A 24,657-nucleotide genomic window follows, 5' to 3' on the forward strand; every position below is an offset into this window, starting at 1 on the left:
ACCATGCGACAAACCGCCGTCGATCCGAAGGGGTGCCCTCAGATGACGATGAGCCGGGGAACCCTGGAGGGAGACCCGCACCGGGCCGGGCCCGCCGTGCCCGTCGGCGGCCAGCGCCGCAGACTCACCCTGGCCGGGCTCCCCAAGCCGGTCGCCCACGCCAGGACCTTCACCGCCGGGGCCCTGGACGACTGGTACGCCCGTACGGGCGAGGGCGTCGCCGCGGACGTGGTCCTGCTGGTGGCGGAACTGGTGGCCAACGCGATGCTGCACGGCGACGGGCCGCTGGAACTGGTCCTGGACGCCACCCGGGCCCGGCTGCGGATCGAGGTCAGCGACCGCAGCCCGGCCATGCCCGCCCCGCGGCTGCCGCACCGGCCCGCCCTGCCCGGCGGCCACGGCCTGGTCATCGTCCAGCGCATCGCCGACCGCTGGGACGCCGAACCGCACAGCCAGGGCAAGACCATCTGGGCCGAGTTCGACGCCCACCGCCTCACCCGCGGCTGACCCGCCGCCGCCCCGCGGACGGCCGTGGCCGTGGCGCGGGGCGGCGCGGTCGGACGGGTCAGCGGATGCGGCCGTTGCCGTAGAACGGGCCGTAGTACAGCGCGTACAGGTCGCGGACGTCCGGCTCCGCCCAGTCCCGGCCCTCGACGAGGTCGGGGCTGTTGCGGATCTCCTCCTTGGTCCGGTCGACGTACACCTTCTGCTCCCCGATCTCGATCCGGGCGACGGTGCCGGCCGGCAGCAGCACCCGCTTGCCGAAGATCCAGGGACCGGTGTCGACCACCAGGTACTGCGCGTCCACCTCCTCGGACAGCTTGTCCACCTTGCCGATCGGACCGTCCTCGGCCTCCACGTGGAACCCGATGAGATCGGTGCCGGCGGTGTGACCGGAAGCGTCGCGGAACTCCCAGATACCGGTGCTGTCACTCATGCCCTGCTCCCTTCCGTGGCCACGGACCGGGCCGGATGCCCGGTCCGACGCGGACACGCAGACCGGCTGCCCCCGCCCGCCGCTTCCATGCCACCCCCGGCCGGGAACCCCCGCGCCGCGCCCGGCCTGTGGCCCGCAGGGACCCCGGCCTCCTGCCCGCCGAGAGCCCGCCACCCCTGCCCGTTCCCCGTTCTCCCGCGCCCCGCGTCCGCCGGCGGCAGGAATGCCCGGGCCCCTTCGGGAAAAACGTCCCCCGACCCCCTGACCCCGGGGCAGAAGGGAAGAGCGGACGATGTGGTGGAGTCTGGTACGCCTGGCGCTCGCGGGCGCCGTGGCGGTCCTCGTCGCGTACGGCTTGGACCGGGCCGCGCAGGCGGCGGTGCGGCGGCTGGTCGTGCGCGGCGCCACCAGCGGGGTGCCGCTGCTGGTGCGCAGGTGCCGGCTGCCGATCCTGGCCCTGACGACGAGCCTGCTGCTGCTCGGCGCGCTGCCCTGGGTCGACGCACCGCCCGCCGCCCGTGAGGGGCTGCGCCATCTGGCGGTGGTCCTGGCGATCGCCGCCGGGGGGTGGCTGTGCGGCCGGGTGGTGGCGCTGCTCGTGGACAGCGCGCTGCGGCTGGCCGTGCACCGCCGGGACCCGGCGTGGGCCGGGCGGGCCCGCACCCAGGCCGGCCTGCTGGGCCGGATCGGCCAGGCGGTGGTCGCGGTGGTGACGCTGGCGGCGGTCCTGATGACCTTTCCGGCGGTGCGCGGCATCGGCACGAGTCTGCTGGCCTCGGCCGGTCTGGCCGGGGTGGTGGCCGGGGTGGCGGCACAGAGCACCCTGGCCAACGTGTTCGCCGGTGTCCAGATGGCCTTCGGCGACCTCGCCCGGATCGGGGACGTGGTCGTGGTGGGCGGCGAGTGGGGGACGGTGGAGGAGCTCACCCTGACGGCGGTGGTGATCGAGACCTGGGACCAACGGCGGCTGGTGATGCCGATGTCGTACTTCGCGGGCCGCCCGTTCGAGAACTGGTCGCGCCGTTCCAGCCGGATCACCGGCACCGCGCTGCTCCACCTCGACCACCACGCCCCGGTGGCCCTGCTGCGCGAGGAGTTCGAGGCCTTCCTGGCGAAGAGCGAGCTGTGGGACGGCCAGGGCAGCGCCCTGCAGGTGGTCGACACCACCCCGACCACGATCGTGGTCCGGGTGCTGGCCACCGCGGCGAACGGCGCCGACGCCTTCGAGCTGCGCTGCGAGCTGCGCGAGCACCTGGTCGGCTTCCTGCGCGACCACCACCCGTACGCGCTGCCCCGGCTGTCCGTGACCCAGGCTCCCGGTCAGCACCCGGACGCCCGGGACGCCCGGAACGACCCGGACACGCGGAACGACCCGGACGCCATGGGCGCCATGGGCGCCTCGGAGGTCCCGGACCCCCGGGCCGCGGCCGACGCGCCGCGCCCGCCGTGGAGGCCGCCGCGCCGGTGACCGCCGCGGCGCTCCGCCCCGCCGCGACCGCCGGGCTCTCAGCGTCCCTCGACCGCGCGGGCGTCGCCGGTCAGCGCGTAGCGGCGGCAGGCCAGCAGTTCCTCGCAGGTGCTGCCGATCTCCTTGCCCAGCAGGTGCAGGACGCCTTCGGCGTCGCGGTCCGGGACGTAGCCGGGGGCGACCCGCAGGGCGAGCAGGCCCAGCTCCCGGAAGCCGCCCAGCATCCGCTGCTGCGCGCCCAGGCCGCGGGCGACGAGGGCCCGCCAGGCCTCGACGTCGTGGCCCTCCGGGGTCCGGACGCCCTGGAGGTCGATGGGCGGGACGTCCGGGCGTTCGCGGAGTTCGGTGACCGCGTCGGCGACGGCGGCGCCGACCAGGGCGGCGTCCAGCGGAGCGTCGCCGGCCTCCACCCGGACCCGGGCCAGCCGTTCGGCGATCAGGTCGGTGAGCTCGGCCAGCCGGCCGCGCAGGTCGACCACGGCCTGGACGGACAGCACCGGCCAGGAGTCCCAGACGTGGGAGAGCGGGGGCCCGGCCTCGCGTTCCACGGCCTCCTCGATCGCCTCGGCCACCGCCGCGAGGTCCAGCAGCCGGTAGGCCGTGGGACGGGAGAGGCCGAGCTCCGCCATGGCGTAGGCGCCCCAGGTGGGGAAGCCGAGCGCCGTCCAGACCCGGCCGCGGTGCGCGGCGCGCACCGCGCGGGTCAGCACCAGGGCGGAGGTGCGCGGATCCGCCACCGCCGCCCTCAGCTCGTCGGTCAGCCTCCGGGCCTCGGCCGCGTCGGCCACGGGCCCCGGGTCGTGCTGTCGTTCGCCCATACGTCTGCATGTGCCCTCACCCGGACGGGTCGAACCGGGACAGAATGGTGTGAATCGTCCAGTCGGTTCGGTCGTCCAGTCGGTCCGGTCGTCCGGTCGTCCGGTCGTCCGGGGTGTCCGGCTCGGTCAGCTCGGTCCGGGTCGTCCGGGCCGGTCCGGGCCGCGGCTCATGGCGTGCGGGTCACCGTGGATCCCGCCAGCCGTTCGGCCAGGCCCTGCCGGCCGTGCTCCCGGAACCAGCGGCGCTGGCGGTCGGCACCGTTGCCCGCGCGCTCGAAGCCCCACCACAGCCCGGCCACCCGGCCGGTGTCCCCGGCCGCCTCCAGGCCGGGGGCGATGTGGGCGCGCAGCTCCTCGACCACGGTCGCGGCCGGGCGGGCGCTGCCGTCGGCGGGGGAGACCAGGCGGCCGTGCAGGCCGGTGCGGGCGGCGTGCCAGGTGGCGGCGCGCAGCAGTTCGTCGGGGGTGTCCGGGCGGGGGAGTCCGGCCCGTTCGGCCAGGACGGCGGTGGTGACCAGGGCCCGGACCAGGCCGGCGAACAGCTCGGCGTCGGCGACCGTCAGCTGGACGTCCATCGCGCGCACCTCGACCGTCGGGTAGCGCTCGGACAGCCGGGCGTGCCAGTAGAGCTGGCCGGCGTCGGAGATCGCCCCGGCGGTGCGCAGGGCCGTCACCCGCCGCCGGTAGTCGGCGGCGTCGCGGAAGGCGGGCGGCGGGCCGCTGACCGCCCACTGGTCGAAGTGGACCGTGCGCCAGCTGGCGAAGCGGGTGTCGCCGCCGCGCCAGTAGGGCGAGTTGGCGCCGAGTGCGATGAGCACCGGCAGCCAGGGGCGCAGTCGTACCAGGGCGCCCAGGCGTTCCTCCTCGTCGGGGACGCCGACGTGGACGTGCATGCCGTTCAGCATCAGGTCGTCCACCAGGGCGGGCGCCTGGCGCTGGGCCCGCCGGTAGCGCGCGCTGTCCGTGACCGGCACCGGGCCGGGCGGCCCGAAGGGGGACGAGCCGGCCGGGACGAGCCGGCAGCCGTGCCGGGCCGCGGCCGCGCTGAGTCCGGCGCGCACCCGGGTGAGGTGGCGCGAGACGCCCGCCAGGTCCTCGCAGACCGGGGTCGCGCTCTCCACCTGGACCTGGAGCAGCTCGTGCTGGGCCTCCGCGGGGCGCAGCGCGGGCGCCCGGGAGGCGGTGGCCAGGACCTCGGCGGCCCGGGGCAGCGGGGTGCCGTCCCGCGGGTCGACCAGCAGGTACTCTTCCTCGACTCCGAGTGTCAGCATGCTGCTCCGGCTACCCCCGGGCGCCGGTCGTACGCGCCCGGCGGGGCCGATCACCGGGCGTCGGCGCCCGCCCCGGTTCCGTCGCCCGCCTCCGCCTCCGCCTCCGCCGTCGACGTCGTCCCCGCCTCCGCCTCCGCCTCCGCCGTCGTCCCCGGCCCCGTCCCGGCGCCGGCGAGCAGCGCGTGCACGGCGGCGGCCATGGTGTGCCGGGCCTGTTCGACGTCCAGGCCGCAGCCGCGCCAGTGGTGCCAGGCGCTCCAGGTGGTGACCGCGTCCAGGGCGTTGAGCAGGTCGGTGCGGGCGGGCTCGGGCAGCGGGTCGAGTTCGGCGGCGAAGACCTGGGTGAGCCGCAGCCGGGCGAAGTCCAGCATCTGCCGGACGGCCTGCTGGACCCGCGGGGAGGGGTTCTCCAGGCGCATGATGGCGAGCCTGGCCGGGGTGACGCCCTCCAGGATGCGGGCGCGCTGTTCGGTGATGGCCGCCACCCGCAGCTCGCGCGGCCCTTCGGTGGGCAACGGCCTGATCTGGGCGGCGAGCTGTTCCAGGCGCCGGTTGACGGCGACCTCGGCCAGCTCGGCCATGTCCGCGAAGTGGTGGAAGACCAGCCGGCGCGAGACGCCGGCCCGTTCGGCCACCTTGTCGGCGGGGAAGTGCGCCTGGTTCTCGTCGAGCAGCGACAGCACCGCGTCGGCGATCTTCTCGCGGGTCTGCCGCCCGCGTTCCGTGCGCCCGTCGGGGACGGGAGCGGCGGTTTCGGTCCGTTTCACGTGGGCCCCCTCGCCCTCTTTGACTTTCTTGCACCGCGAGTGCAAGTGTACGCGTTGCACGGTGAGTGCAATAAGTTTGGCGGGGGCCCGTTGCGCGCTGCCCGCCGCACGAGAAGGGGCCGTCCGCCGCCGATGTTCACCACTGTGGGGCGCTGGTGCGCCCGCAGGCCCAAGCGCGTCCTCGCGGCCTGGCTGCTGCTGGCCGCCGCCGCGCTCGCCGCCCTCGCCGCCTTCGGCCGCGTCACCAGCGAGGCCGTCTCCATCCCCGGCAGCGACAGCCAGGCCGCCAAGGACATCGCCGACCGCGCCTTCCCCGCCCCGGCCTCCGGCAAGCAGCCCGTCCTGCTGCACGCCCCCGACGCCGTCGCCGCGCTCACCACCCCCGCCACCGCCGCCGCGGTCCGCGGCGCGGCCGCGGCCATCGCGACGGTGCCGCACGTCGTCGCCGTCACCACGCCCTACGACCCGGCCGGCGCCGCGGCCATGAGCGCCGACGGCCGCACCGCCTACCTCTCGGTCGAACTCGACGTCCCCGGACGGGACGTGACACCCGCGACGACCGACGCCGTGCTCGCCGCGGCCGCCCCGGCCACCGCCGCCGGCATCGAGGTCACCCCGGGCGGCTACCTGGCCGCCGCGGTCGACAAGGGCAGCACCGGCCGCAGCGAGGCCATCGGCCTGGGCGCCGCCCTGGTGATCCTCACCCTCACCCTCGGCGGCCTGCTCGCCGCCGCCCTGCCGCTGCTCGCCGGTGTGGTCGGACTCGCCATCGCCCTGCCCGTCCTCGGCCTGGCCGGCCACCTGATGGACGTGCCCGAGGCCGGCGAGACCATCGCCGCCATGATCGGCCTGGGCGTGGGCATCGACTACACCCTCTTCGGCCTCACCCGGTTCCGGGACCTGCGCGCCGCCGGAGTCGGGATCGAGGACGCCGCCGTGCGCACCACCGCCGGCTCCGGCAAGTCCGTCGCCTTCGCCGGCGGCGCCGTCGTCGCCGCGCTCGCCGGCCTGGCCCTGGGCGGCCTGCCACTGCTCTACGCCCTGGCACTGGCCCCCGCGATCGCCGTCCTGACCGCGCTGGGCGTCAACCTCACCCTGCTGCCCGCCACCCTCGTCCTGCTCGGTGCCCGCCTGAGCCCCAGGGCCGCCGCCCCGGCCCCCGCCGGGCGCCCGCGCGGCTGGGGGCGGATCGCCGCCCTGGTCGCGGCCCGGCCCTGGTCCCTGCTGCTGGCCGGCCTGGCCCTGCTCACCGCCCTCGCCGCCCCGGCCGCCGGCCTCCACCTCGGCCAGCTCGACGCCGGCAGCAAACCCGCGGGCAGCATGAGCCGCACCGCCTACGAGCGGATGGCCGCCGCCTTCGGACCGGGCGCCAACGGCACCCTCCAGGTCGTCGACGTCCTGCCCACCCCGGCCACCCCCGGATCCGCCGACCCGCGTGCGGCGGCCGTGACCACCGCGCTGCGCACCGCCGAGGGCGTCGCCGCCGTCAGCCCGCCCGCGCTCGCCGCCGACGGACGCACCGTCCGCTGGCAGCTCACCCCGGCCACCGCCCCCTCCGACCCCGCCACCGCCGCGCTCGTGCGCCGGCTGCGCGCCGACGTGCTGCCCGCCGCCACCGCCGGCACCGGCCAGGCGGTGCACGTCGGCGGCACCCCCGCCGCCCAGGCGGACCTCAACGCGCGCATCGCGCAGCGCATGCCCCTGGTCGTGGGCTTCGTGCTGACCGTCGCGGGCCTGCTCCTGCTGCTGGCCTTCCGCGCGCCCCTGGTCGCGGTGAAGGCGGCCGCGATGAACCTGGTCTCGGTCGCCGCCGCCTACGGCGTGCTGACCGCGGTCTTCCAGGACGGCCACGGCGCCCGGCTGATCGGCCTGGACGGCGCGGTGCCCGTCCCCGGCTACGTGCCCCTGCTGATGTTCGCCGTGCTCTTCGGCCTGTCGATGGACTACGAGGTCTTCCTGCTCAGCGCCGTACGGGAGGGCTACCTGCGGGAGCGCGACAACCGCCGCGCCGTGGTGGCCGGCCTCACCGCCACCGGACGGATCATCAGCTCGGCCGCCCTGATCATGGTCGCGGTCTTCCTGAGCTACCTGCTCTCCGACGACCCGGTGGTCAAGATGTTCGGCATCGGCCTGGCCACCGCCGTCGCCCTGGACGCCACCGTCGTCCGCGGCCTGCTGGTGCCCGCCACCATGGTCCTGCTCGGCGACGGGAACTGGTGGCTGCCCCGGTGGCTCGACCGGCTGCTGCCGCACGTCGACATCGAGGGCGACGGCCACCAGGAGCCCCCCGCCACGCCCGCCACCGCCGCCCCGGAGGCGGACCCGGACCCGGCCGCGGCCGCCGCCCGCTGAACCCCGCGGGCCCCGCCCGTCCCCCGTCCCCCGTCCCCCGTCCCCCGTCCCCCGTCCCCGATCCACGGACCAGGAGCAGTTCCCGATGTACCCGCACCCGCGCCCGCGCCGTCTGCCGGCCCTCACGGCCCTCGCCCTCACCGCCGGGGCCGCGTTCGTCGCGGCGCCCGCCGCCCACGCCGCCCCCGACTGCGGCCGGCCACCCGTCCAGTACTCCGTCGACGGCGGCGCCCACTGGACGAACGGCGCGACCATGCCCGCCGAGTCCGCCACCGTCCAGGTCCGCCTGGCCGGCGTCCCGACCGCCGGCTGCGACTACCACGTCTCCCTGGGCTCCTACGAGGCCCAGGGGCCGACCTGGGCCACCTCGGGCCGGCAGGCCTTCCTCGGCTGGGCGACCACCACGCTCACCCGCGAGCACTACCGCGACACCCTCGACGTCACCGGCCACCTGCCGCACTGCTTCGGCGAGTTGGCCCTCTACGCGGTCGGCGAGAAGTACGACGGCGGCGACAGCGACCACCCGCTGCCGCACTACCCGGACGAGCCGTTCTCCGGCCTCCAGATCGCCTCCTGGAACGGCGGCACCGCCTGCGCGCCCACGCCGACCGCCACACCCACGACCGCCGCACCCACGCCGACCGCCGGGCCGACGGCCACCGCCGCGCCCGCCTCCCCGACGCCCGCGCCGACCGACAGCGCCTCCCCGGCCGCCCCGGCACCCTCCCCGGCCCGCCCCACCGCCTCGCCCCGGGCCACGACCACGGCCACGGCCGCCCCGACGCTGGCCGCCACCGGCTCCGACGACGGCCTGCTGACCGCCGCCGCGGCGGGCGCCGCGCTCCTGCTCGCCGCCGGCGGCGCCGCGGCCTACGCCGGACGCCGCCGCCGCTGACGGCACGCCGACGCGCGGGCGGGTGCCGCATCGTGAGGGGACGGCACCCGCCCGCGAACGCGCCGGATCAGCCGGCGTTCAGGGCGGCGTCGACGGGCTGCCCGGCGGCGGCCTGCTCGACGCGCCGGGCGAGCATCGTCGCCATCTTCTGCAGCTGCGCCACGTCCGAGGAGTCCTCGAGCATGACGCCCGCGAAGGCCGTGCCCACCCGCATCAGGACGACGTTGCGCGGGCTGTCGTGGTACGTGCCGCCGTAGGCGACGGTCTCGTTCCCGGTGGCCGGCACCGAGAGCTTGGAGGAGGTCTTGCCGGCCTTCGCCTCGAACTCCTTCGCGGTCTTCGCGAGGTACGCGCTCGCCTCGGCCGAGGAGCCGAAGGTGGTGATCTTGAAGGTGGCCGTGACGGCCCCGGCCTCGAAGTCGGCGGTGCCGTCGAGCTTGCAGCCCGGACACTCCTCGCCCGACTCCTCCGCGGTGGCGACCCGGTTGCGGTGCACCTCCCAGCCGGGCATGGCCGCCCGACCCGGCAGGGTCTGCTTCAGCGCGACCTTGTCGGACAGCACCGTCGTGAAGTCCGGCCACTTCTGCGCGCCGGCGGCGAGGTCGCCCGAGATCGGGCTGGACCCGCAGGCGCTCAGCGCACCCCCCAGGACGACCGCCGCCATACCGATGCCCAGGACCCGTGCGCCGGTGCCGATCCGCGTGACCATGTCCAAAACCCCGTCCCTAGCTTTCAAGATCATCGGATCTTACGTCAGATCACAGACGGGGTGGGACGCTCCCGCCACGCCCCCCGCCGGGCGTACGCTCCCAGCCCCGGGAGAGACGACCACAGGGGGGAACACCGGATGATCACCGACCCGTCGACCGACGCGGGCAAGGCCGTCCTGCTCCACGACCGCTGCCCCACGCTCACCGAACTCGCCTCCACCGCAGCCGAGTTGGCCGCCAGGTCGCCGGAGCTCTGCCGGGTGCGCACCCTCGGCACCTCCCGCGCCGGGCGCCCGCTCACCCTGCTGTCCATCGGCCGCGCCGAACGCGACGTGCTGGTCGTGGCCGGAGCCCACGCCGACGAGTTCGCCGGCCGCGCCAGCACCGTGGAACTCGCCCACCGGGTCCTCGCCCGCCCCGCCCTGCGCACCGCCGCCACCTGGCACTTCCTGCTCTGCCTCGACCCCGACGGCGCCCACCTCGCCCGCGGCGCCCTCACCGCCCGCACCCTGCCCGAGTACTTCGCCGGCTACTTCCGCCCCGCCGCCGAGGAACAGCCCGAATGGGCCCCCGCCGTCGGCGCCCGGCTCCCGGAGAGCCGCATCCTGCTCGACCTGATCGACGAACTGCGCCCCGCCCTCCAGTTCACCCTGCACAGCATGGACGTGGGCGGCACCTTCCTCCAGGCCACCTGCGACCCGGCCGCCCTCGCCGCCCCCTTCGCCAGCTCCGCCGCCGCCCTCGGCATCCCGGTCGAGACCGGCACCTACGACACCTTCTGGCTGCGCGAGTCCGGCCCCGGCGTCTTCCTGATGGAGCCCCACCACATCGACCGCCAGGAGACCAGCACCGGCATGCTGACACCGCGCCGGACCGGCCGCCCCGCTGGCACCGGCGTCCCCGACGGCCCGGACGGCACCGCCCGCGTACGGGCCTCCACCTGGTTCGCCCCGCAACGCCACGGCGGCGAGACGGTCATCGTCGAGGTGCCCGCCTGGACCAGCGACCGCCTCGGCGACACCCGCCCCGTCGACGACGCCGCCGCGTGCCTGAGCGCGGGCGCCGACCGGCTGCGCACCCGCACCGCCCTGCTCGCCGAACTGCTGGATGCCGCCCTGCCCCACCTGCCCGCCGACGACACCGCCCTGCTCCGCGCAGCCCGCAGCCCGCTGACCGCCGCCCGGCAGTTGGCCGACGAATGGGACCCCGCCGCCCTCGGCCGCCGCCTGCTGCGCCCGGGCCTGATGACCCGTTCGAAACTCGCTGGCATCGACCTGTGGGCGCACCGCATCCCGGTGCGCACCGCCGCCCTGCTGCGGCGCGCCGTCGAACCGGCCGGCGCCCGCGCCGCCGGGCAGGCCGCCCGCCTCGACGCCCTGCTGCAGGACTGGTGCGCCCGCTACCAGCGGCGTTTCCGCCCCGCCTGGCTCCCGGTGACCCGCCAGGCCGAGCACCAGGCCAACATCGTCCAGGCCGCCGTGGAACTACGCCTGACGGCCTGACGGCACGGTGACCTGACGGCACGGTGACCTGACGGCCCGGTGGTTCAGGCCTTCTCGCCCTCGCCCTCCGCGTCGATGTGCGGCAGGATCCGGTCCAGGAAGCGCGGCGTCCACCAGGCCGCCGAGCCCAGCAGGGTCATCACCGCCGGGACCAGCAGCAGCCGCACGATCGTCGCGTCCACCAGCACGCTCACGGCCAGGCCCAGCCCCATCATCTTGATCACGATGTTGTCGCTGACGATGAACGCCGCGAAGACGCTGACCATGATCAGCGCGGCGCAGGTGATCACCCGCGCGGTGATCTCCAGCGCGTGCGCCACCGCGTCCTGGCTGCGCCCGGTGCGCAGCCAGGCCTCGTGCACCCGCGAGAGCAGGAAGATCTCGTAGTCCATGCTCAGCCCGAAGACGATCGCGAACATCATCATCGGCACGTAGCTCTCGATCGGGACCTTCCCCGCGACACCGAGCGCCGGCCCGCCCCAGCCCCACTGGAACACCGCCACCACCACCCCGTACGAGGCGGCGATGGACAGCAGGTTGAGCACCGCGGCCTTGACCGCGACGAGCAGGCCGCGGAAGACCGCCAGGATGATCAGGAAGGCCAGTCCGACCACCACCGCGATGATCGGCACCAGCCGGCTGGAGACGATGTCCAGGAAGTCGACCTGGGCCGCGGTGTTGCCGGTGACGTAGGTCTTCGCGCCGCTGCCGCTCACCGCGTCGGGCAGCACGTGGTCCGACAGCCGGTTGACCAGGTCGGTGGTGGCGCGGTCCTGCGGGGCGCTCGCCGGGATGACGGTGTTGAACAGCACCGCGCCGTCCGGGCTGGTCTGCAGCGGGGTGCTGCTGGCGGCGCCGGGCAGGCCGGTGAGGGCCTGCTGCAGCGAGGTCTGCAGGCCGGCCCGGGCGTCGGCGGGCACCGCGCTCTGGTCGACGACCACGGTCAGCGGCCCGTTGGAGCCCGGGCCGAAGGCCTGGGACATCAGGTCGTAGGCGCGCCGGTCGGTGAAGTCGGTGGAGTCGGCGCCGTCGCCGATGTGGCCGAGCTGGATGGAGAACAGCGGGATCGCCAGCACCGCCAGCACGACCACCCCGGCCACCAGGAAGCGCCAGGGGTGCGCCTCCACCCGGCGGGCGTAGCGGTGCCAGGTCCCGCCGGCCTCCGCGCCGCTCCCGTCCTCGGTGCCGCCGGCCTCGGCGATCGGGCGGCGCACGCAGATGCGGTCCATCCGGCGCCCGATCACCCCCATCAGCGCCGGCAGCAGGGTGAGCGCGCCGAACACCGCCGACACCACGGTCACGGCCGCCGCCGCGCCCAGCTTGGCCATGAAGGAGATGCCCGACACCGACAGCCCGGACAGCGCGATGATCACCGTGCAGCCGGAGACCAGCACCGCCCGTCCGCTGGTGGCCACCGCCTGCCCGGCGGAGGCCACCGGGTCCACACCGTCCATCAGGTTCTGCCGGTGGCGGGTCAGCAGGAACAGGGCGTAGTCGATGCCGACCCCGATGCCGATCATCGTCGCCAGGGTCGGGGCGACGGTCGCGAAGGTGGACAGCGCCGCGATCAGCCCCAGCACCCCCAGGCCCACCACCGCCGCGAACAGCGCCGTCAGCAGCGGCAGCCCGGCCGCGATGAGACTGCCGAAGCCCACCAGCAGCACCACGACCGCCACCGCGAAGCCGATCGCCTCGCTGGAGCGGTCGTCCGGCGCCGGCCGGGCCAGCTCGCCCAGCGGACCGCCGTACTCCACCTGCACCCCGGCCTGGCGCAGCGGCGCGACCGCCTCGTCCACCCCGGTCAGGTAGTCGGTGCCCAGCAGGGTCGGCGAGGTGTCGAAGCGGACGGTGATGTACCCGGTCAGCCCGTCGGCGGACAGCGGACCGCCCGGTGCCGGGGGCTGGCCCGGCGGCGGCAGCGGGCTCTGCACCGCGATCACGTGCGGCAGCTGCTGCAGCGAGGTGACGGCCTGGGTGATCTGCGGCTGGAAGCCGGGCAGCTGCGCGGCGTCGTGCAGCACCACCTGGGAGCTGGTGCCCGCGGCGGCCGGCTCGTGCGCCTGCAGCACGTCGCGGCCCTGCTGCGCCTGGGTGCCGGGCAGGGAGAAGTCGTCCGAGTAGGTGCCGCCGACCGTCTTGTTGGCGGCCTGGATGCCGGCCAGGGCGACGATCCACAGCACGATGACGATCAGTGAGTGGCGTGCGCACCACTCGCCCAGGCGGCGCAGCGCGGCGCGTTTGGCCGGGCGTGCGGTGGCCGTGGGGGCGGGTCGGGCGGACGGCGGCATGGACGGCTCCCGGGTGTGTCGCGCGCTGGTGCGCCGGATCGGCGCAGTGTTCCCGGCGGGGCGGGGGCGGGCCACGGGTACCGGTGGGTAGTCGCCCTGTCAGCCCCGGCGTGGCGGGCCGGGGCCGGCAGGGCGGACGGGGCGGGGCGGGGAGCGGTCAGGGCTGGGCGGGGCCGCCGAGGGCGGGGGTGCGGACGGGGGCGGCGGCGCCGATCAGGACGACGAGTTCGTGGCCGCCGGGGTTGGTCTGGACGGGGACGGTGCGCCAGTTGTTGGCCAGCCAGACGTTGCCGGAGGGGTCGATCTGCAGGCCGGTGTTGCGTTCCAGCGCGTCGCTGGAGTAGCCGGTGCCGGGCGGGGAGAGGGGCTGGCCGGTGCGGTGGCCGGGCGGGCAGGCGGTGAGGTCGGTGCCGCACAGTCGGGCGACGCGGTGGCCGCCGAAGTTGGCGACCCAGACGGTGTCGTCGCCGTCGACGGCGATGCCCCAGGGCAGGAACAGGCCGCCGTCCGTGAAGGGGGCGGGGGCGGGGGTGCCGTCGGGGGCGATCAGGGTGACGGAGGCGCCCGGGCGCGGGCCGGTGTCGCCGGCCAGGGCGGCGGTGGTGAGGTCGTCCGCGGTGGTGTCGGCGCAGGGGACGGGCAGGATGCCGCTGTTGCTGACCCAGGCGTAGCCCTTGCTGTCGGTGGCGAGGGCGAGCGGGCGGCGCAGTCCGCCGCCGGTGACGGTCCGTTCGGCGGTGCCGTCGGGGCCGAGGACCTGGACGCTGTCGTTGCCGTTGCCGCTGACCCACAGGCGCCCGCCGGGGTCGACGGCGGCGCCGAAGGGCTTGCTCAGCGCGGGGGTGGGGACCTCCCGGGCGCGGGTGGCGTCGCCGTCCGGGATCCGGGTCACCCCGGCGCCGCCGCAGTCGGCGGCCCAGACGGTGCCGGAGCGGTCGGCGGCCATGCCCTGGGGCTGGGCGATGCCGTGGCCGCGCCAGCCCTCGGGCGGGGAGAGCGGGGTGCCGTCGGGGGCGAACCGGGAGAGGCTGCGTTCGAGGTCGGTCGGGTCGATCGGGCAGCCGCGGCCCTGGAAGCCGAAGTTCGCGACCCAGGCGCTGCCGCGGGCGTCGACGGTGATGCCGAAGCCGGCCCCGTACAGGCCGCCGCCGGTGTAGGGGGCGCCGGGGGCGTCGTGGCCGGTGGGGGTGAACTTCAGGACGGTGCGGCCGCCGCAGACCGGGCGGGCGGGGTCGGCGTCGTAGCCGTAGTTGTTGCTGACCCAGGCGTTGCCGTCGGCGTCGAAGGCGATGTTGCCGGGGCCGTCGAGTTCCCGGCCGTTGCCGTCGTAGCGCAGGGCGACGGTCCAGGCGTCGGGGGCGGCGGGCAGCGCGGGCCGGTAGCGGGGGGTGGTGTCGGCAAGGGCGAACAGGGCGGCGGCGTTGTGGCCGGGGTCGTGGGCGATGTCCACGGCGGCCCGCAGGGTGTCGCGGGGCCGCTCGTGGCCGGGGCGGCGGGCCAGGTCGAACAGCTGGTCGCAGGCGTCGCCGGTGACGCAGGCGGCCAGCAGGTTGGCCAGGGTGTTGAACTCGGCCATGGTCGAGGTGAGGGCGCCGTTGGGCGGGGCGGCGAGCGGGGCGGCGATGTCGCCGGTGCCGGTGTCGGCCAGGTTGTGGGCGATGGCGGCGGCGTTCTGCAGTCCGGGGCGGGTGCCGGAGACGCCGGCGGGGCCGGTGAAGCGGGCCAGGGCGTAGGCGACGGCGACGGTGGTGCGCTCGTTGACGACCAGTTCGGGCGGGGCCGCGGCGCCGCTGAGCACGGCGGCGAGGGTGACCGGGCCGTCCGGGCCGTGCCGCGGGGGCCGGTCCTGCGGGGTGCGGTCCGGTGCGGCCGGGGCCTGCGGGGCGCGGGCGGTGGCGGGCCCGAGGTCGGCGAGCACGTAGAGGACGGCGTTCGGGTCGCGCGGGCGGCGGTAGTCGAGGGTGAAGCGCCCGTCCTCGGCGCTGCTGGTGCGGGCCAGCACCCGCGGGGCGGCGCCGGGGCCGTCGCCGGCCTGGTAGAGCGTCACCGCGGCGCCGCCGAGCGGGGTGTCGCCGCTGCGGACCACCCCGCACTGGCCGGCCGGGTCCCACCCGGCGGGTGCGGGGGCGGCGGCGTGGGAGGGGCCGGCGGCGAGCTGGGCCAGGAGGGCGGCGGTCAGCAGGACGCCGTGGCGTCGGCGCATGGGGGCTCCGTTCGGTCGCGGGGGACGGCGGCCCGTGCGCGCGTCCGGTGCGGGGCGCGGCCGCCGTCCTCCTGCCTGCCACATCCGCCGCCCGCCCGCGCGCGACCGGCCGCGGGGCGCGGCGGAAATTGCCCGGTACGGGCGAGGCGGCGGAGCGTGGCGGCGGATGTGGCGGTCCGGCGGGGCGGGGTGTCAGCCGAGGTGCTCCAGGGCGGCGGCGGCGAAGGCGTGGTCCTGCTCGGGGGCGCCGCCGCCGATGCCGAGGGCGCCGATCAGGCGGCCGTCGCGGCGCACGGGCAGGCCGCCGGCGATGAACAGCAGGGGGCGGTCCAGCGCGGTGGGCAGGGAGTGGAACGGGCCGTCCGGCTTGACCAGGTCGACCAGGTCGGCGGTCGGGGCGTCCAGCTGGAGGGCGGTGTAGGCCTTGCGGGTGCTGGTCTCGCCGGAGATCAGCACGGCGCGGTCGTCGCGGCGGAAGGCGAGCGGGTGGCCGCCCGCGTCCAGGACGGTGACGCTGACCGCGACCCCGGCCGCCTCGGCGGCGGCGCGGGCGGCGGAGACCAGGGTCTCGGCGTCGGCGGTGGTCAGCGGGGCGACGGCGGTGGTGGTGCTCATGGGGGCGCTTCTCCTGGGTGAAAGGGGGGTGTCAGCGGGTGGGAGGTCAGTGGTGGGTGGTCAGTGGTGGACGGGGACGCGGGCGGGGGCGGTGGCCGCGGGGGCGGGGGAGCGGCGCTCCAGGGCGGCGGACCACAGGGCGAGCAGGAGGGCGGCGGCGGCGAGGGCGGCGCCGACCCAGTTCGGGGCGGTGTAGCCGAGGCCGGCGGAGATGACGAGCCCGCCGAGCCAGGCGGCCAGCGCGTTGCCGAGGTTGAACGCCCCGATGTTGACGGCCGAGGCCAGGGTGGGCGCGCCGTGGGCCTGGTCCAGCACCCGCTTCTGCAGCGGGGGGACGGTGGCGAAGCCGAGGGCGCCGACCAGCAGGACGGTGACGGCGGCGAGGGCCTTGTTGTGCGCGGTGAGGGTGAACACCGCCAGCACGGCGGCCAGGCCGCCGAGGGTGGTGTAGAGCAGCGGCATCAGCTTGCGGTCGGCGAACTTCCCGCCGAGCAGGTTGCCGAGGAACATGCCGACGCCGAACAGCACCAGCAGCCAGGTGACGGCGCCGTCGGAGTAGCCGGCGACGTCGGTCATCATCGGCGCGATGTAGGTGATCGCGGCGAACACGCCGCCGAAGCCGAGCACCGTCATCGCCATCGCGAGCAGCACCTGCGGGTTGCGGAAGGCGGACAGCTCGCGGCGCAGGCGGGCGCCCTCGGGGCGGGGCAGGTCGGGCACCAGCCGGGCGATGCCGAGCAGGCCGACCACGCCGAGCGCGGCGACGACGGCGAAGGTGGTGCGCCAGCCGACGGCCTGGCCGATGAAGGTGCCCAGCGGGACGCCGACGATGTTGGCGACGGTCAGCCCGGTGAACATGGTGGCGATGGCGCCGGCCTTCTTCTCGGGGGCGACGAGCTCGGCGGCGACGACGGAGCCGATGCCGAAGAAGGCGCCGTGGGCCAGCGAGGTGACCAGGCGCCCGGCCAGCATCAGCGGGAAGGTCGGCGCGACCGCGGAGAGCAGGTTGCCGACCACGAACAGGCCCATCAGCAGCATCAGCATCGTCTTGCGGCCGAGCCTGGTGCCGAGCACGGTCATCAGCGGCGCGCCGAGCACGACGCCGAGGGCGTAGCCGGTGACCAGCAGGCCCGCGTCGGGGATGGACACGCCGTAGTCGCCGGCGATGCCGGGCAGCAGGCCCATGATCACGAACTCGGTGGTCCCGATCCCGAAGGCGCCGATGGCCAGGGCGAGGAGAGCGAGGGGCATGGGCCCGAACCCTTCTGTGGATTGCTTGAAAGAGCGCCTAGCGCGCTTTCACAATAGTTGCAGACGCGCTATAAGTGCAAACGCCGATAGAAGGCATTCGGAAAGGGGGTTCGGGCGCGGGCGCCGGCACGGGCGGGCGCGGGCGCGTGCCGGGGGAGGGGAAACGCGACCGGGCCCGACGCGTCCGCGCCGCGGGGCGGCGGGGACGGGTCGGGCCCGGTGGGGGGCGGGGGTGAAGGGCGTCAGCGGCGGGGCGAGGCCGCGTCCACGGCCTCCACCGCCTTGACCAGCGAGACCAGCTCGGGATTGCGGGCGGCCTCGTCGAGCGCCTCCCGCAGGGCGGCGTCATTGGTCGGCCGGGCCTGCGCCAGGAGCTCCAGGCCGGCCTCGCTCACATTGGTGTAGATGCCGCGCCGGTCGGTCGGGCACAGGTAGCGCGCCAGCAGGCCGCGGTCCTCCAGGCGGGTGACCAGGCGGGTCGTCGCGCTCTGGCTGAGCACCACCGCGTCGGCGACCTGCTTCATCTGCAGGTGCCCGCCCTCGCCGTCGTGCTGACGGCTGAGCACGTCGAGCAGCGAGTACTCCCGCACGCTCAGGTCGTGCCCGGCCTGCAGGGCGCGCTCGATGTGCGCCTCGATCCTGCCGTGCAGCAGGGACAGCGCGCCCCAGCCGCTGGCGAGGGCGGTGAGCGCGGGGTCGGTGGCGGTCATCGGCCCGACCTCCTTCCGGGTACGGCGGTGCTGCGGCCAGGATACGCCATGAACGGAAATATCGGCGAGCGCCGGTATCAGGCTCACGCAACTACCTGCCCCAAGGTCGGGGTCGCTCACGCTCCGTGCTGGACCGCCCACGCGCCGTCCATCCCCATATCGGTACATTGAGGGCATCCGGGAGCAGCGACAGGCTTCGCGCGTCCACGCACAGAAGGCCGAACCGCCTTCGGAAAGGGTCTCCATGCACCCCGCCCTCAGCCCCGCCGTCCTCGCCGAGCTGCGCCGGCCCCGGCCCTACCCGGCGGTCTCGATCCTGATGCCCACCCACCGCCGCGAACCCGACGACGCGCAGGACCCGGTCCGGCTGCGCAACCTGCTGGCCGAGGCGAAGGAGAAGGTCCAGGCCGACCCGGCGGTCTCCCGCGCCGACCGGATCGACGTGCTGGAGCAGCTCGACCGGGCGCTGAGCGAGGTCGACCTGGTGCACGCCGAGGACGGCCTGGCGATCCTCGCCGCGCCCGGCGAGCACCAGGTCTGGTCACTCGGGCGCACCGCCCCCGCCCGGGTGGTCCTGTCCGACACCTTCCTCACCCGCAACCTGGTCGCCGCGCACGCCGCCGAACGCCCGTACTGGGTGGTCGCGATCGCCGCCGACAAGGTGGCGCTGTGGGGCGGCACCGAGGAGCGGGTCACGGAGGAGACCGGCAACGGCTTCCCGCTGGTGCGCAGCTACCCCAACCCCGACCCCGAGCGGCAGGAGCAGATCGGCGACACGCCCAGCACCTTCCGCGACGAGGAGACCAAGACCTTCCTGCGACAGGCCGATGCCGGGATCGGCAAGGTGCTCGCCGCCGACCCGCGCCCGCTGTACGTGGTCGGCGAGGCCGCCGCACTCGCCCTGCTGGACGCCGTCGGCCCGCTCGCCCAGCAGGCCACCGCGCAGGTCCCGCACGGCGGCCTGGCCCACGCCGACGCCGAGACGGTGCGCCGCACGGTCGCCCCCGCGGTGCGCGCCCACGCCGAGCGCGAGGTCGCCGACGCCCTCGCCCTGCTCGACAAGGCCCGCGGCGGCAAGGGCTTCGCGGCCGGCCTGGACGAGGTCTGGCAGGCCGCCGGCGAGGGCCGGGTGGAGCGGCTGGTGGTGGAGGAGAACTACCGCGCCACCGTCCGCGACGACGGCGCGCACCTCGTCCCCGCCGAGGCCGGCCAGCCCGGCGCCCGCGAGGACATCGTCGACGAGGTCATCGAGCGCAGCCTCGGCACCGGCGCCACCGTCAGCTTCGTCCCCGACGGCACCCTCGCCGACAGCGGGATGATCGCCGCCGCCCTGCGCTACTGACCCACCGCGCCACCGCGCACCCCCGGCCGCGGCGCGTCCCGTGCGGAACCCGCGGCCCCGGCTGATCCGCCGGCTCCCGCGGGCCGTTCACACGGCTGCGGGCGCGGCGGGTGCGGTGGGCCGGGGGGCGGGGGCGTGCGCGGTGGCCGGGGTGTCGGGGGCGGCCGGTTCCAGGGACACCTCGAGCACGTCGACCATCCGGCGCAGCTTCTGCTGGACGCGGACGGCCTCGGGCCGGGGGACCCGTACGACCGCCCGGGCCGAGGCGGGCGCCGAGGCCGGGGCCGCGGTGCTGAAGGCCAGGTCCAGGACCCGGTGGTTGTTGAGGGTGGAGGCGAGTCGCGCGAGCGTCCCGGTGGTGGGGCGCAGGGTGACGGTGAGTCGGGTGTGCTCCATGGCGGCGGTCCTGTCGGTGGGTGGGACTGGCGGGGCCGGGAAAGCAGAAAGACCCCTCGCGGAGCGCGAGAGGTCTGCGTGCGGGCGGTGGGCCGGGGAGGGTCACTCCTCCCGGCGCGGTGCCGGCACGCTGCCGCTGGTAATCAGCTGCTGCTGCATGCTCCGCATGCTGGCAGAAACCCGCGCGGGTGGGACGGGGCGTCTCACACTGCGGGACGTCCTGCGGCGTCCGGGGCACGGGACCGAGCCGCGGCGCTGAGCCGGGGCGCTCGCGCGTGACACCGCGCGGATGGTGAGGTGGCGGGATGACGCGTCATCATGAGAGTCCCGCCGTCCGGCCGTTGACCCTGGAATGGGTGCGCCGGCACCTGGAGGCCGGCGAGCGGATCGTCGGAGCCGAGCCGCTGCACGGCGGCGCCACCGCCGAGATGCGCAGGCTGACCGTCGGCACGCGCGGCGGAGGCACCCGCCACCTGGTGCTGCGCTCCTTCGTCGACCCCACCCGGCAGGGGCCGGCCGAGGAGCTCCTGCACCGGGAGGCCGACGCCCTGACCACGCTCACCGGCACCGGCGTGCCGGCGCCCGCCCTGGTCGCCGTCGACCCGGGCGCCGCGCACTGCGAGTACCGTTCCTAATCAGTGAGCAGGAGTGAGTCTTGGACCCACACCTGTGCACTGCGGACATCCCGAACGGTTGTGGATGTCCTGGTTGCCCGCGTTCGCGCCGCGCCCGGCGACACGGATCGTGTCCGTGGTCCGGGGATGCGGGGGCGGGTTCCCTCAAGCCCCCGGTCGCCGGGTCGGGCCTGGGCGGTCCGATGCCCGCGACGATCACTCCGGTCGTCGCGGGGCGGTGCCGTCCGTCGCCTGATCCGGTGACCGAGGGCGCGTCGTCCGATCGCCACGCCTGCCGCCTGGTGGCGGGTGACGGGGCGACGGCCAGTGGTGAGGGGTTTCTGCCAGTGCTCGGCCCCCCACCCGCTGGTGTAGGCGGGATCGACGGCGATCACGCCGATGCCGGCTTCCGCGCACATCGATACCAGGCGTGCGCGGAGCTTGCCGGTCGGGATGCCGGAGACGAGCTGCCGGAACCGCTTCTTGCGGCCGTGCTTCTCCCGGGTCTTGGAGTCGGTGAAGTCCAGGTCTTCGATTCCGATGGCCTGCACGCCGGTGGCCCGCGCCCAGTGCAGGAGGCGGGTGAGGGCGTGGCGCAGTTGGGCGTCGCGGTGGGTGGCGGTGCCGGTCAGGTCGTAGTCGAAGCGGCGCGGCTGCCCGACCGGGTTGCCGTGCTCGTCGAGCCGCCAGGCGGCGAGGTGGTCGGCGTTCATGTCCACGCCGATCACGCCCCGGGCGCGCAGGGTGTCGAGCGGCACGACGGGCAGGTTCTTGCGGGTCCAGGAGGCGTCGATGTACCAGCGGCCAGAAGACGCGTTGAGGTGGATGCGGTAGGCGACGGCCCGGTTCGCTTCGATCCGGTCGCGCCACTCCTCGCCCCGGTGCGCAAACGACACCGTCGCGGCCAGGACGTACCGGCCATGGGGTGCGTTGGCGAGATGTGCCAGCGGTGTCGGCAGCTTGAGGCCGACCTCACCGCCCGGGGTGACCCGGATCGTCTCGTTCCCGTAGCGCTTGCCGCACTCGCCGTCCGCGGTGAGGAACCAGCGGGCCGCCTGCCACTGGGCGCGCCACTGCCCGGCGCTCTTCCCGGCGGCTTGGAGGTTGTGCCGCTGGTTGAGCAGCTTCCGGCCGCCGCGCACCACCGACACCCTGCCGGCCTCGTGGTCGGCCTTCACCCGCCCGTACTCGCGTTCCAGGTGCGTCAGGCGGCGCGACTTGGCGTGCCACTGCCCGCGCGACCGGTACCCGCCGGGCTGCCGTTTGGTGCCCTTTTCGCCGATCGGCAGTGCGAGGCGGTGGCGGATCACGGCGATCCCCGCGGCAAGCCCCCGCAGGTGCTGCCACTGCGCGCGGCGCGACAGGCCCCACTGGTCATGGGTGGCCTTCGTGACGGCCCCGGCCCAGCGCGACGACGACTGCGGAGTGAGGCCCCGCTTGCGAGCCGCCCACGTCTGGGTGGAGTGCTCCATGCCGTCGGCGACGCGCCGGGCCAGATCCCGTGAGGCGAGTGAACCCAGGTGTCCGCCGACCAGGCGCAGCACGGCGTCGTCCTCGGCGGTCGGGCCCTTGAGCCGGTCCCGGATGCACACGCCCGATGCGGCCTCGGCGACGAACGGCCGGGCGATCTGCCGCAACACCGCCATCCCGACCCCGCCCTCGCGCATCCTTCGACCACGCACATGCTGGCACACCCAGCACCGTCAACGGCCCGCAACAGGAGAAGCGGTCCCTTCCCGACAACACGTCAGCAGAACCCGACAAAGTCACTCATGAACACCAAAGCTCACTCAACGACACTCAGCCGCCAACGGTTCACCACCCCGACTGAACCGCCGCAGGCCTGGACACCCGGACGCCCACGCGGATAAAGCGGTTGGGCGGCCGGGCGTGGAGCTGCTACGGTCTGCGCAGCCGTGAGACGACGCGAGGAGGTGACACCCGTGAAGGCTGTATCCGTGTGGGTGCTCCTCCTTTCCGCCGCGGCGGGCGATTGACGCAGGCGTCGCCCGGGAGCGCCTCGAACCAGGCACTCCCGAAGGGCACCACCATGAACACCTCGCATCCCCTCCCGGGCACCGACGGCCACGCGCTCGTGGTCACCCGTGTCTCGGACACCCAGTGGCACGCCGTGGCGGACGACCTCGTGGTCGGCTCCGGCGACGCCTCCCGCCGCCCCGACGGGCGGCTGTTCGTCAGCGTGGACGCGTGGGACGGCGCGGTCTTCGACCGCCTCGCCCACGCCCTGCTGACCGACCTGCCGGAACCCCTGCACACCGTCACCGACGAGGCCGACCAGGAGACGACGGCCGCCTGGCAGCGGGCCGGCTTCACGACCGTACGCCGCGAACGGTGCTACGCCGTGCCCACCGACCCGCAGGTCACCGGCCTCGGCACGGTCCGGCCCCCGGCGGGGGTGACGGTCGTGCCCGCCGGGCAGGCGCAGGAGGGCCCGCTGCGCGACCTGGACCGGGTCGTCCACGCGGAGGTCGCGGCCGGCCCCGGCTGGCCGGCGATGCCCGCCCAGGTGCTGCCCCGGCCGGCCGGCACCACCGTGCTCGACCCCGCCCGGTACACGGTGGCGCAGCAGGACGGCCGCTACCTGGGGCTGCTGCGGATCGCGCCGCCGCGCCGGCCGCGGATCGGGCTGCTCGCCGTGCGCGAGGACCACCGGCGCCGCGGCATCGCCCGGGCGCTGCTGGCCCACGCGCTGGAATCGCTGCACCGCGAGGGCGTCACCTCGGCCTGGGCCGAGGTGACGGAGTCCAACACGCCCGCCACCGCGCTGTTCGAGGGCATCGGCGCCCGCCGCGCCGGAGGCGTCCTCGAACTCGCCCACCATTGACGATCATTGACAGTCCATCACCGAACGGAGAGGTGAGAGCCATGAGCAAGACAGCAGACGGCATCGAAGTGGAGGGCACCGTCACCGAGTGCCTGCGCAACGCCACCTTCAGGGTCGAACTCCCCAACGGGCACGTCGTGCTCGCCCACATCAGCGGCAAGGTCCGCAAGAACCACATCAAGATCCTCCCGCACGACCGGGTGCTCGTGGAGCTCAGCCCCTACGACCTCACCCGCGGCCGGATCCGCTACCGCTACCGGTCATAGCCGGCCCGCCCCCGCCGCCCCCGGGCGGCGGGGACCGTCGTTCTTCCGTACCGCCGTCCGGGGGCCGAGAGTCAACTGACTGATGTGCCCGCTCGCCCGGCCGGACACAGTGGGGGTGCCGGCCGCCGGTTCGCGGCGGTGGCGGCTGATCCGAGCGCGTGACGGAGGAACGGGCATGATCGACAGGCGTACCTTCACCAAGGCCGTCGGGCTGGGGGCGGGCGCGGGCGCGCTGTCCCTGGCGGGCCTGCCGCAGGCCCAGGCGCAGGCCCAGACGCAGGCCGCGGAAGCGGCAGGGGCCACGGGGCCGGCGGGGGCGGTGCAGGCGGGCGCCGGGCCGGACGGCGGCGGTGCCCCGGCCGGGCGGACCGGGTTCGCCCGGCTCGCGCAGGTGCGCGCCGGGGTGCTGGACGTCGGGTACGCCGAGGACGGGCCGGCCGACGGTCCGGTGGTGATCTGCCTGCACGGCTGGCCGTACGACATCCACAGCTACGTCGACGTCGCCCCGCTGCTCGCCGCGCAGGGCTACCGGGTGATCGTCCCCTACCTGCGCGGGCACGGCACCACGCGCTTCCTGTCCGCCCGCACGCCGCGCAACGCGCAGCAGGCGGCGGTCGCGGCCGACGTCGTGGCGCTGATGGACGCGCTGGGGATCGGGCGGGCGGTGCTGGCCGGCTTCGACTGGGGTTCGCGCACCGCCGGCATCATCGCCGCGCTGTGGCCCGAGCGGGTCACGGCGCTGGTGGCGGTCAGCGGGTACCTGATCACCAACGTGGAGCAGCAGCACGAGCCGCTGGGCGCCGCCGCCGAGCACACCTGGTGGTACCAGTTCTACTTCGCCACCGAGCGCGGGCGCCGCGCGATGGAGGACCGGGACAAGCGGCGCGGCCTGTGCCGGCTGGTCTGGGAGAACGTCTCGCCGACCTGGGCCTTCGACGACGCCGTCTTCGAGCGCACCGCGGCCGCCTTCGACAACCCCGACTACCCGGCGATCGTCATCCACAACTACCGCTGGCGCCTGGGCCTGGCCGACGGCGAGCGCCGCTACGACCGCCTGGAGCAGCGGCTCGCCGCCCGGCCGGCCATCCCGGTGCCCACCGTCACCCTCGACCCCGGGCGCGACCCCTTCACCGCCCCCGGCGACGGCTCCGCCTACCGCCGCTACTTCACCGGCCCCTACCTGCACCGCACCCTCGCCGACGTCGGCCACAACCTGCCCCAGGAGGCGCCGGCCGACTTCGTCCGGGCGGTCCTCGACGCCGACCGCCTCTGACGCCGGCACCCGACGGCCCCGGGCTCCGCGCGACACCCGCGGGGAGCCCGGGGCCGCTCGCCCGCGGCCCGGGGGTGCGCGGAGCATTGCAGACCTGTTGCACAGGGAGTGACCCGGCTCACGGCAGTTCGGGT

General features: G+C 75.6%; 21 protein-coding genes and 1 pseudogene. 10 read left to right on the forward strand and 12 right to left on the reverse strand.

What is annotated here, in order from left to right; all coding sequences use genetic code 11:
• Positions 1-42 precede the first annotated feature (42 nt).
• Positions 43-507, forward strand: coding sequence for an ATP-binding protein (locus tag ACIRD3_RS11815; RefSeq protein WP_402214399.1), 465 nt, complete (start codon positions 43-45; stop codon positions 505-507).
• A 58-nt stretch (positions 508-565) separates the two neighbouring features.
• Here ACIRD3_RS11815 and ACIRD3_RS11820 read toward each other — a convergent pair whose 3' ends face one another.
• On the reverse strand, positions 566-937 hold the full coding sequence (locus ACIRD3_RS11820) for a PRC-barrel domain-containing protein (RefSeq protein WP_402214401.1): 372 nt from the start codon (positions 935-937) through the stop codon (positions 566-568).
• 292 nt (positions 938-1,229) lie between these two features.
• Between ACIRD3_RS11820 and ACIRD3_RS11825 the strand changes: the two genes are divergently transcribed.
• Entirely contained in the window at positions 1,230-2,405 is a 1,176-nt protein-coding gene (locus ACIRD3_RS11825; protein ID WP_402214403.1) for a mechanosensitive ion channel family protein, read from the forward strand.
• Positions 2,406-2,443: 38 nt separating this feature from the next.
• Here the strand turns inward: ACIRD3_RS11825 and ACIRD3_RS11830 are convergent, their stop codons facing one another.
• The 3 genes from ACIRD3_RS11830 to ACIRD3_RS11840 all read right to left on the reverse strand — a co-directional run bounded on the left by ACIRD3_RS11830 (position 2,444) and on the right by ACIRD3_RS11840 (position 5,261).
• A complete protein-coding gene (locus tag ACIRD3_RS11830; protein ID WP_402214405.1) occupies positions 2,444-3,223 on the reverse strand; it encodes a hypothetical protein in 780 nt (259 codons plus the stop codon).
• 167 nt (positions 3,224-3,390) lie between these two features.
• Positions 3,391-4,494, reverse strand: coding sequence for a glutamate--cysteine ligase (locus tag ACIRD3_RS11835; RefSeq protein ID WP_402214407.1), 1,104 nt, complete (start codon positions 4,492-4,494; stop codon positions 3,391-3,393).
• Positions 4,495-4,544: 50 nt separating this feature from the next.
• Positions 4,545-5,261: a TetR/AcrR family transcriptional regulator gene (locus tag ACIRD3_RS11840; protein WP_402214409.1), complete on the reverse strand. Its 717-nt coding sequence runs from the start codon at positions 5,259-5,261 to the stop codon at positions 4,545-4,547.
• A 132-nt stretch (positions 5,262-5,393) separates the two neighbouring features.
• Here ACIRD3_RS11840 and ACIRD3_RS11845 point away from each other — a divergent pair, with 132 nt between their 5' ends.
• Together ACIRD3_RS11845 and ACIRD3_RS11850 are read left to right on the forward strand one after the other, a co-directional pair.
• Complete coding sequence (locus tag ACIRD3_RS11845) at positions 5,394-7,613, forward strand: MMPL family transporter (protein WP_402214411.1); 2,220 nt, start codon at positions 5,394-5,396, stop codon at positions 7,611-7,613.
• 85 nt (positions 7,614-7,698) lie between these two features.
• Positions 7,699-8,508 (forward strand): hypothetical protein, encoded by an 810-nt coding sequence (locus ACIRD3_RS11850; RefSeq protein ID WP_402214413.1) that lies wholly within the window; start codon positions 7,699-7,701, stop codon positions 8,506-8,508.
• Between the two features lie 67 nt (positions 8,509-8,575).
• Here ACIRD3_RS11850 and ACIRD3_RS11855 read toward each other — a convergent pair whose 3' ends face one another.
• A complete protein-coding gene (locus tag ACIRD3_RS11855) occupies positions 8,576-9,217 on the reverse strand; it encodes a hypothetical protein (RefSeq protein WP_402214414.1) in 642 nt (213 codons plus the stop codon).
• A 138-nt stretch (positions 9,218-9,355) separates the two neighbouring features.
• Between ACIRD3_RS11855 and ACIRD3_RS11860 the strand changes: the two genes are divergently transcribed.
• Positions 9,356-10,720, forward strand: a complete 1,365-nt coding sequence (locus ACIRD3_RS11860) for a M14 family zinc carboxypeptidase (RefSeq protein WP_402214416.1) — start codon at positions 9,356-9,358, stop codon at positions 10,718-10,720.
• 44 nt (positions 10,721-10,764) lie between these two features.
• Here ACIRD3_RS11860 and ACIRD3_RS11865 read toward each other — a convergent pair whose 3' ends face one another.
• From ACIRD3_RS11865 to ACIRD3_RS11885, 5 genes are all read right to left on the reverse strand, one after another.
• Positions 10,765-13,008 (reverse strand): MMPL family transporter, encoded by a 2,244-nt coding sequence (locus ACIRD3_RS11865; protein WP_402214418.1) that lies wholly within the window; start codon positions 13,006-13,008, stop codon positions 10,765-10,767.
• Between the two features lie 157 nt (positions 13,009-13,165).
• Entirely contained in the window at positions 13,166-15,211 is a 2,046-nt protein-coding gene (locus ACIRD3_RS11870; protein ID WP_402214420.1) for an NHL repeat-containing protein, read from the reverse strand.
• A gap of 192 nt (positions 15,212-15,403) precedes the next feature.
• Positions 15,404-15,826, reverse strand: coding sequence for a heme-binding protein (locus ACIRD3_RS11875; protein WP_402214421.1), 423 nt, complete (start codon positions 15,824-15,826; stop codon positions 15,404-15,406).
• A 60-nt stretch (positions 15,827-15,886) separates the two neighbouring features.
• The gene (locus ACIRD3_RS11880) at positions 15,887-17,077 is read right to left on the reverse strand and encodes an MFS transporter (RefSeq protein WP_402214423.1); all 1,191 of its coding nucleotides are present in this window, start codon (positions 17,075-17,077) and stop codon (positions 15,887-15,889) included.
• Between the two features lie 242 nt (positions 17,078-17,319).
• Positions 17,320-17,787, reverse strand: a complete 468-nt coding sequence (locus tag ACIRD3_RS11885) for a MarR family winged helix-turn-helix transcriptional regulator (RefSeq protein ID WP_402214425.1) — start codon at positions 17,785-17,787, stop codon at positions 17,320-17,322.
• A gap of 244 nt (positions 17,788-18,031) precedes the next feature.
• Between ACIRD3_RS11885 and ACIRD3_RS11890 the strand changes: the two genes are divergently transcribed.
• Positions 18,032-19,129 carry a chemotaxis protein gene (locus ACIRD3_RS11890; RefSeq protein ID WP_402214427.1) on the forward strand — a complete coding sequence of 366 codons (1,098 nt, stop codon included), beginning with the start codon at positions 18,032-18,034 and terminating at the stop codon, positions 19,127-19,129.
• Positions 19,130-19,216: 87 nt separating this feature from the next.
• On the opposite strand, the gene ACIRD3_RS11895 is transcribed toward ACIRD3_RS11890, so the two are convergent.
• Positions 19,217-19,525: a hypothetical protein gene (locus ACIRD3_RS11895; RefSeq protein ID WP_402214428.1), complete on the reverse strand. Its 309-nt coding sequence runs from the start codon at positions 19,523-19,525 to the stop codon at positions 19,217-19,219.
• A gap of 305 nt (positions 19,526-19,830) precedes the next feature.
• Here ACIRD3_RS11895 and ACIRD3_RS11900 point away from each other — a divergent pair.
• Positions 19,831-20,157: pseudogene (locus tag ACIRD3_RS11900) on the forward strand (aminoglycoside phosphotransferase family protein); the annotation flags it as partial.
• Here ACIRD3_RS11900 and ACIRD3_RS11905 read toward each other — a convergent pair.
• Positions 20,157-21,785: an IS200/IS605 family accessory protein TnpB-related protein gene (locus tag ACIRD3_RS11905; protein ID WP_402214430.1), complete on the reverse strand. Its 1,629-nt coding sequence runs from the start codon at positions 21,783-21,785 to the stop codon at positions 20,157-20,159. The pseudogene ACIRD3_RS11900 and the gene ACIRD3_RS11905 sit on opposite strands and share 1 nt — an antisense overlap.
• A gap of 404 nt (positions 21,786-22,189) precedes the next feature.
• On the opposite strand from ACIRD3_RS11905, the gene ACIRD3_RS11910 reads away from it, so the two are divergent.
• The 3 genes from ACIRD3_RS11910 (at position 22,190) to ACIRD3_RS11920 (ending at position 24,523) form a co-directional block, all read left to right on the forward strand.
• The gene (locus ACIRD3_RS11910; RefSeq protein WP_402214432.1) at positions 22,190-22,984 is read left to right on the forward strand and encodes a GNAT family N-acetyltransferase; all 795 of its coding nucleotides are present in this window, start codon (positions 22,190-22,192) and stop codon (positions 22,982-22,984) included.
• Between the two features lie 41 nt (positions 22,985-23,025).
• Positions 23,026-23,250 (forward strand): translation initiation factor IF-1, encoded by a 225-nt coding sequence (infA, locus tag ACIRD3_RS11915; protein WP_402214434.1) that lies wholly within the window; start codon positions 23,026-23,028, stop codon positions 23,248-23,250.
• Between the two features lie 175 nt (positions 23,251-23,425).
• Positions 23,426-24,523 carry an alpha/beta fold hydrolase gene (locus ACIRD3_RS11920; protein ID WP_402214435.1) on the forward strand — a complete coding sequence of 366 codons (1,098 nt, stop codon included), beginning with the start codon at positions 23,426-23,428 and terminating at the stop codon, positions 24,521-24,523.
• Positions 24,524-24,657 lie beyond the last annotated feature (134 nt).

The organism is Kitasatospora sp. NPDC093550 (assembly GCF_044764985.1).
Lineage (GTDB): Bacteria > Actinomycetota > Actinomycetes > Streptomycetales > Streptomycetaceae > Kitasatospora.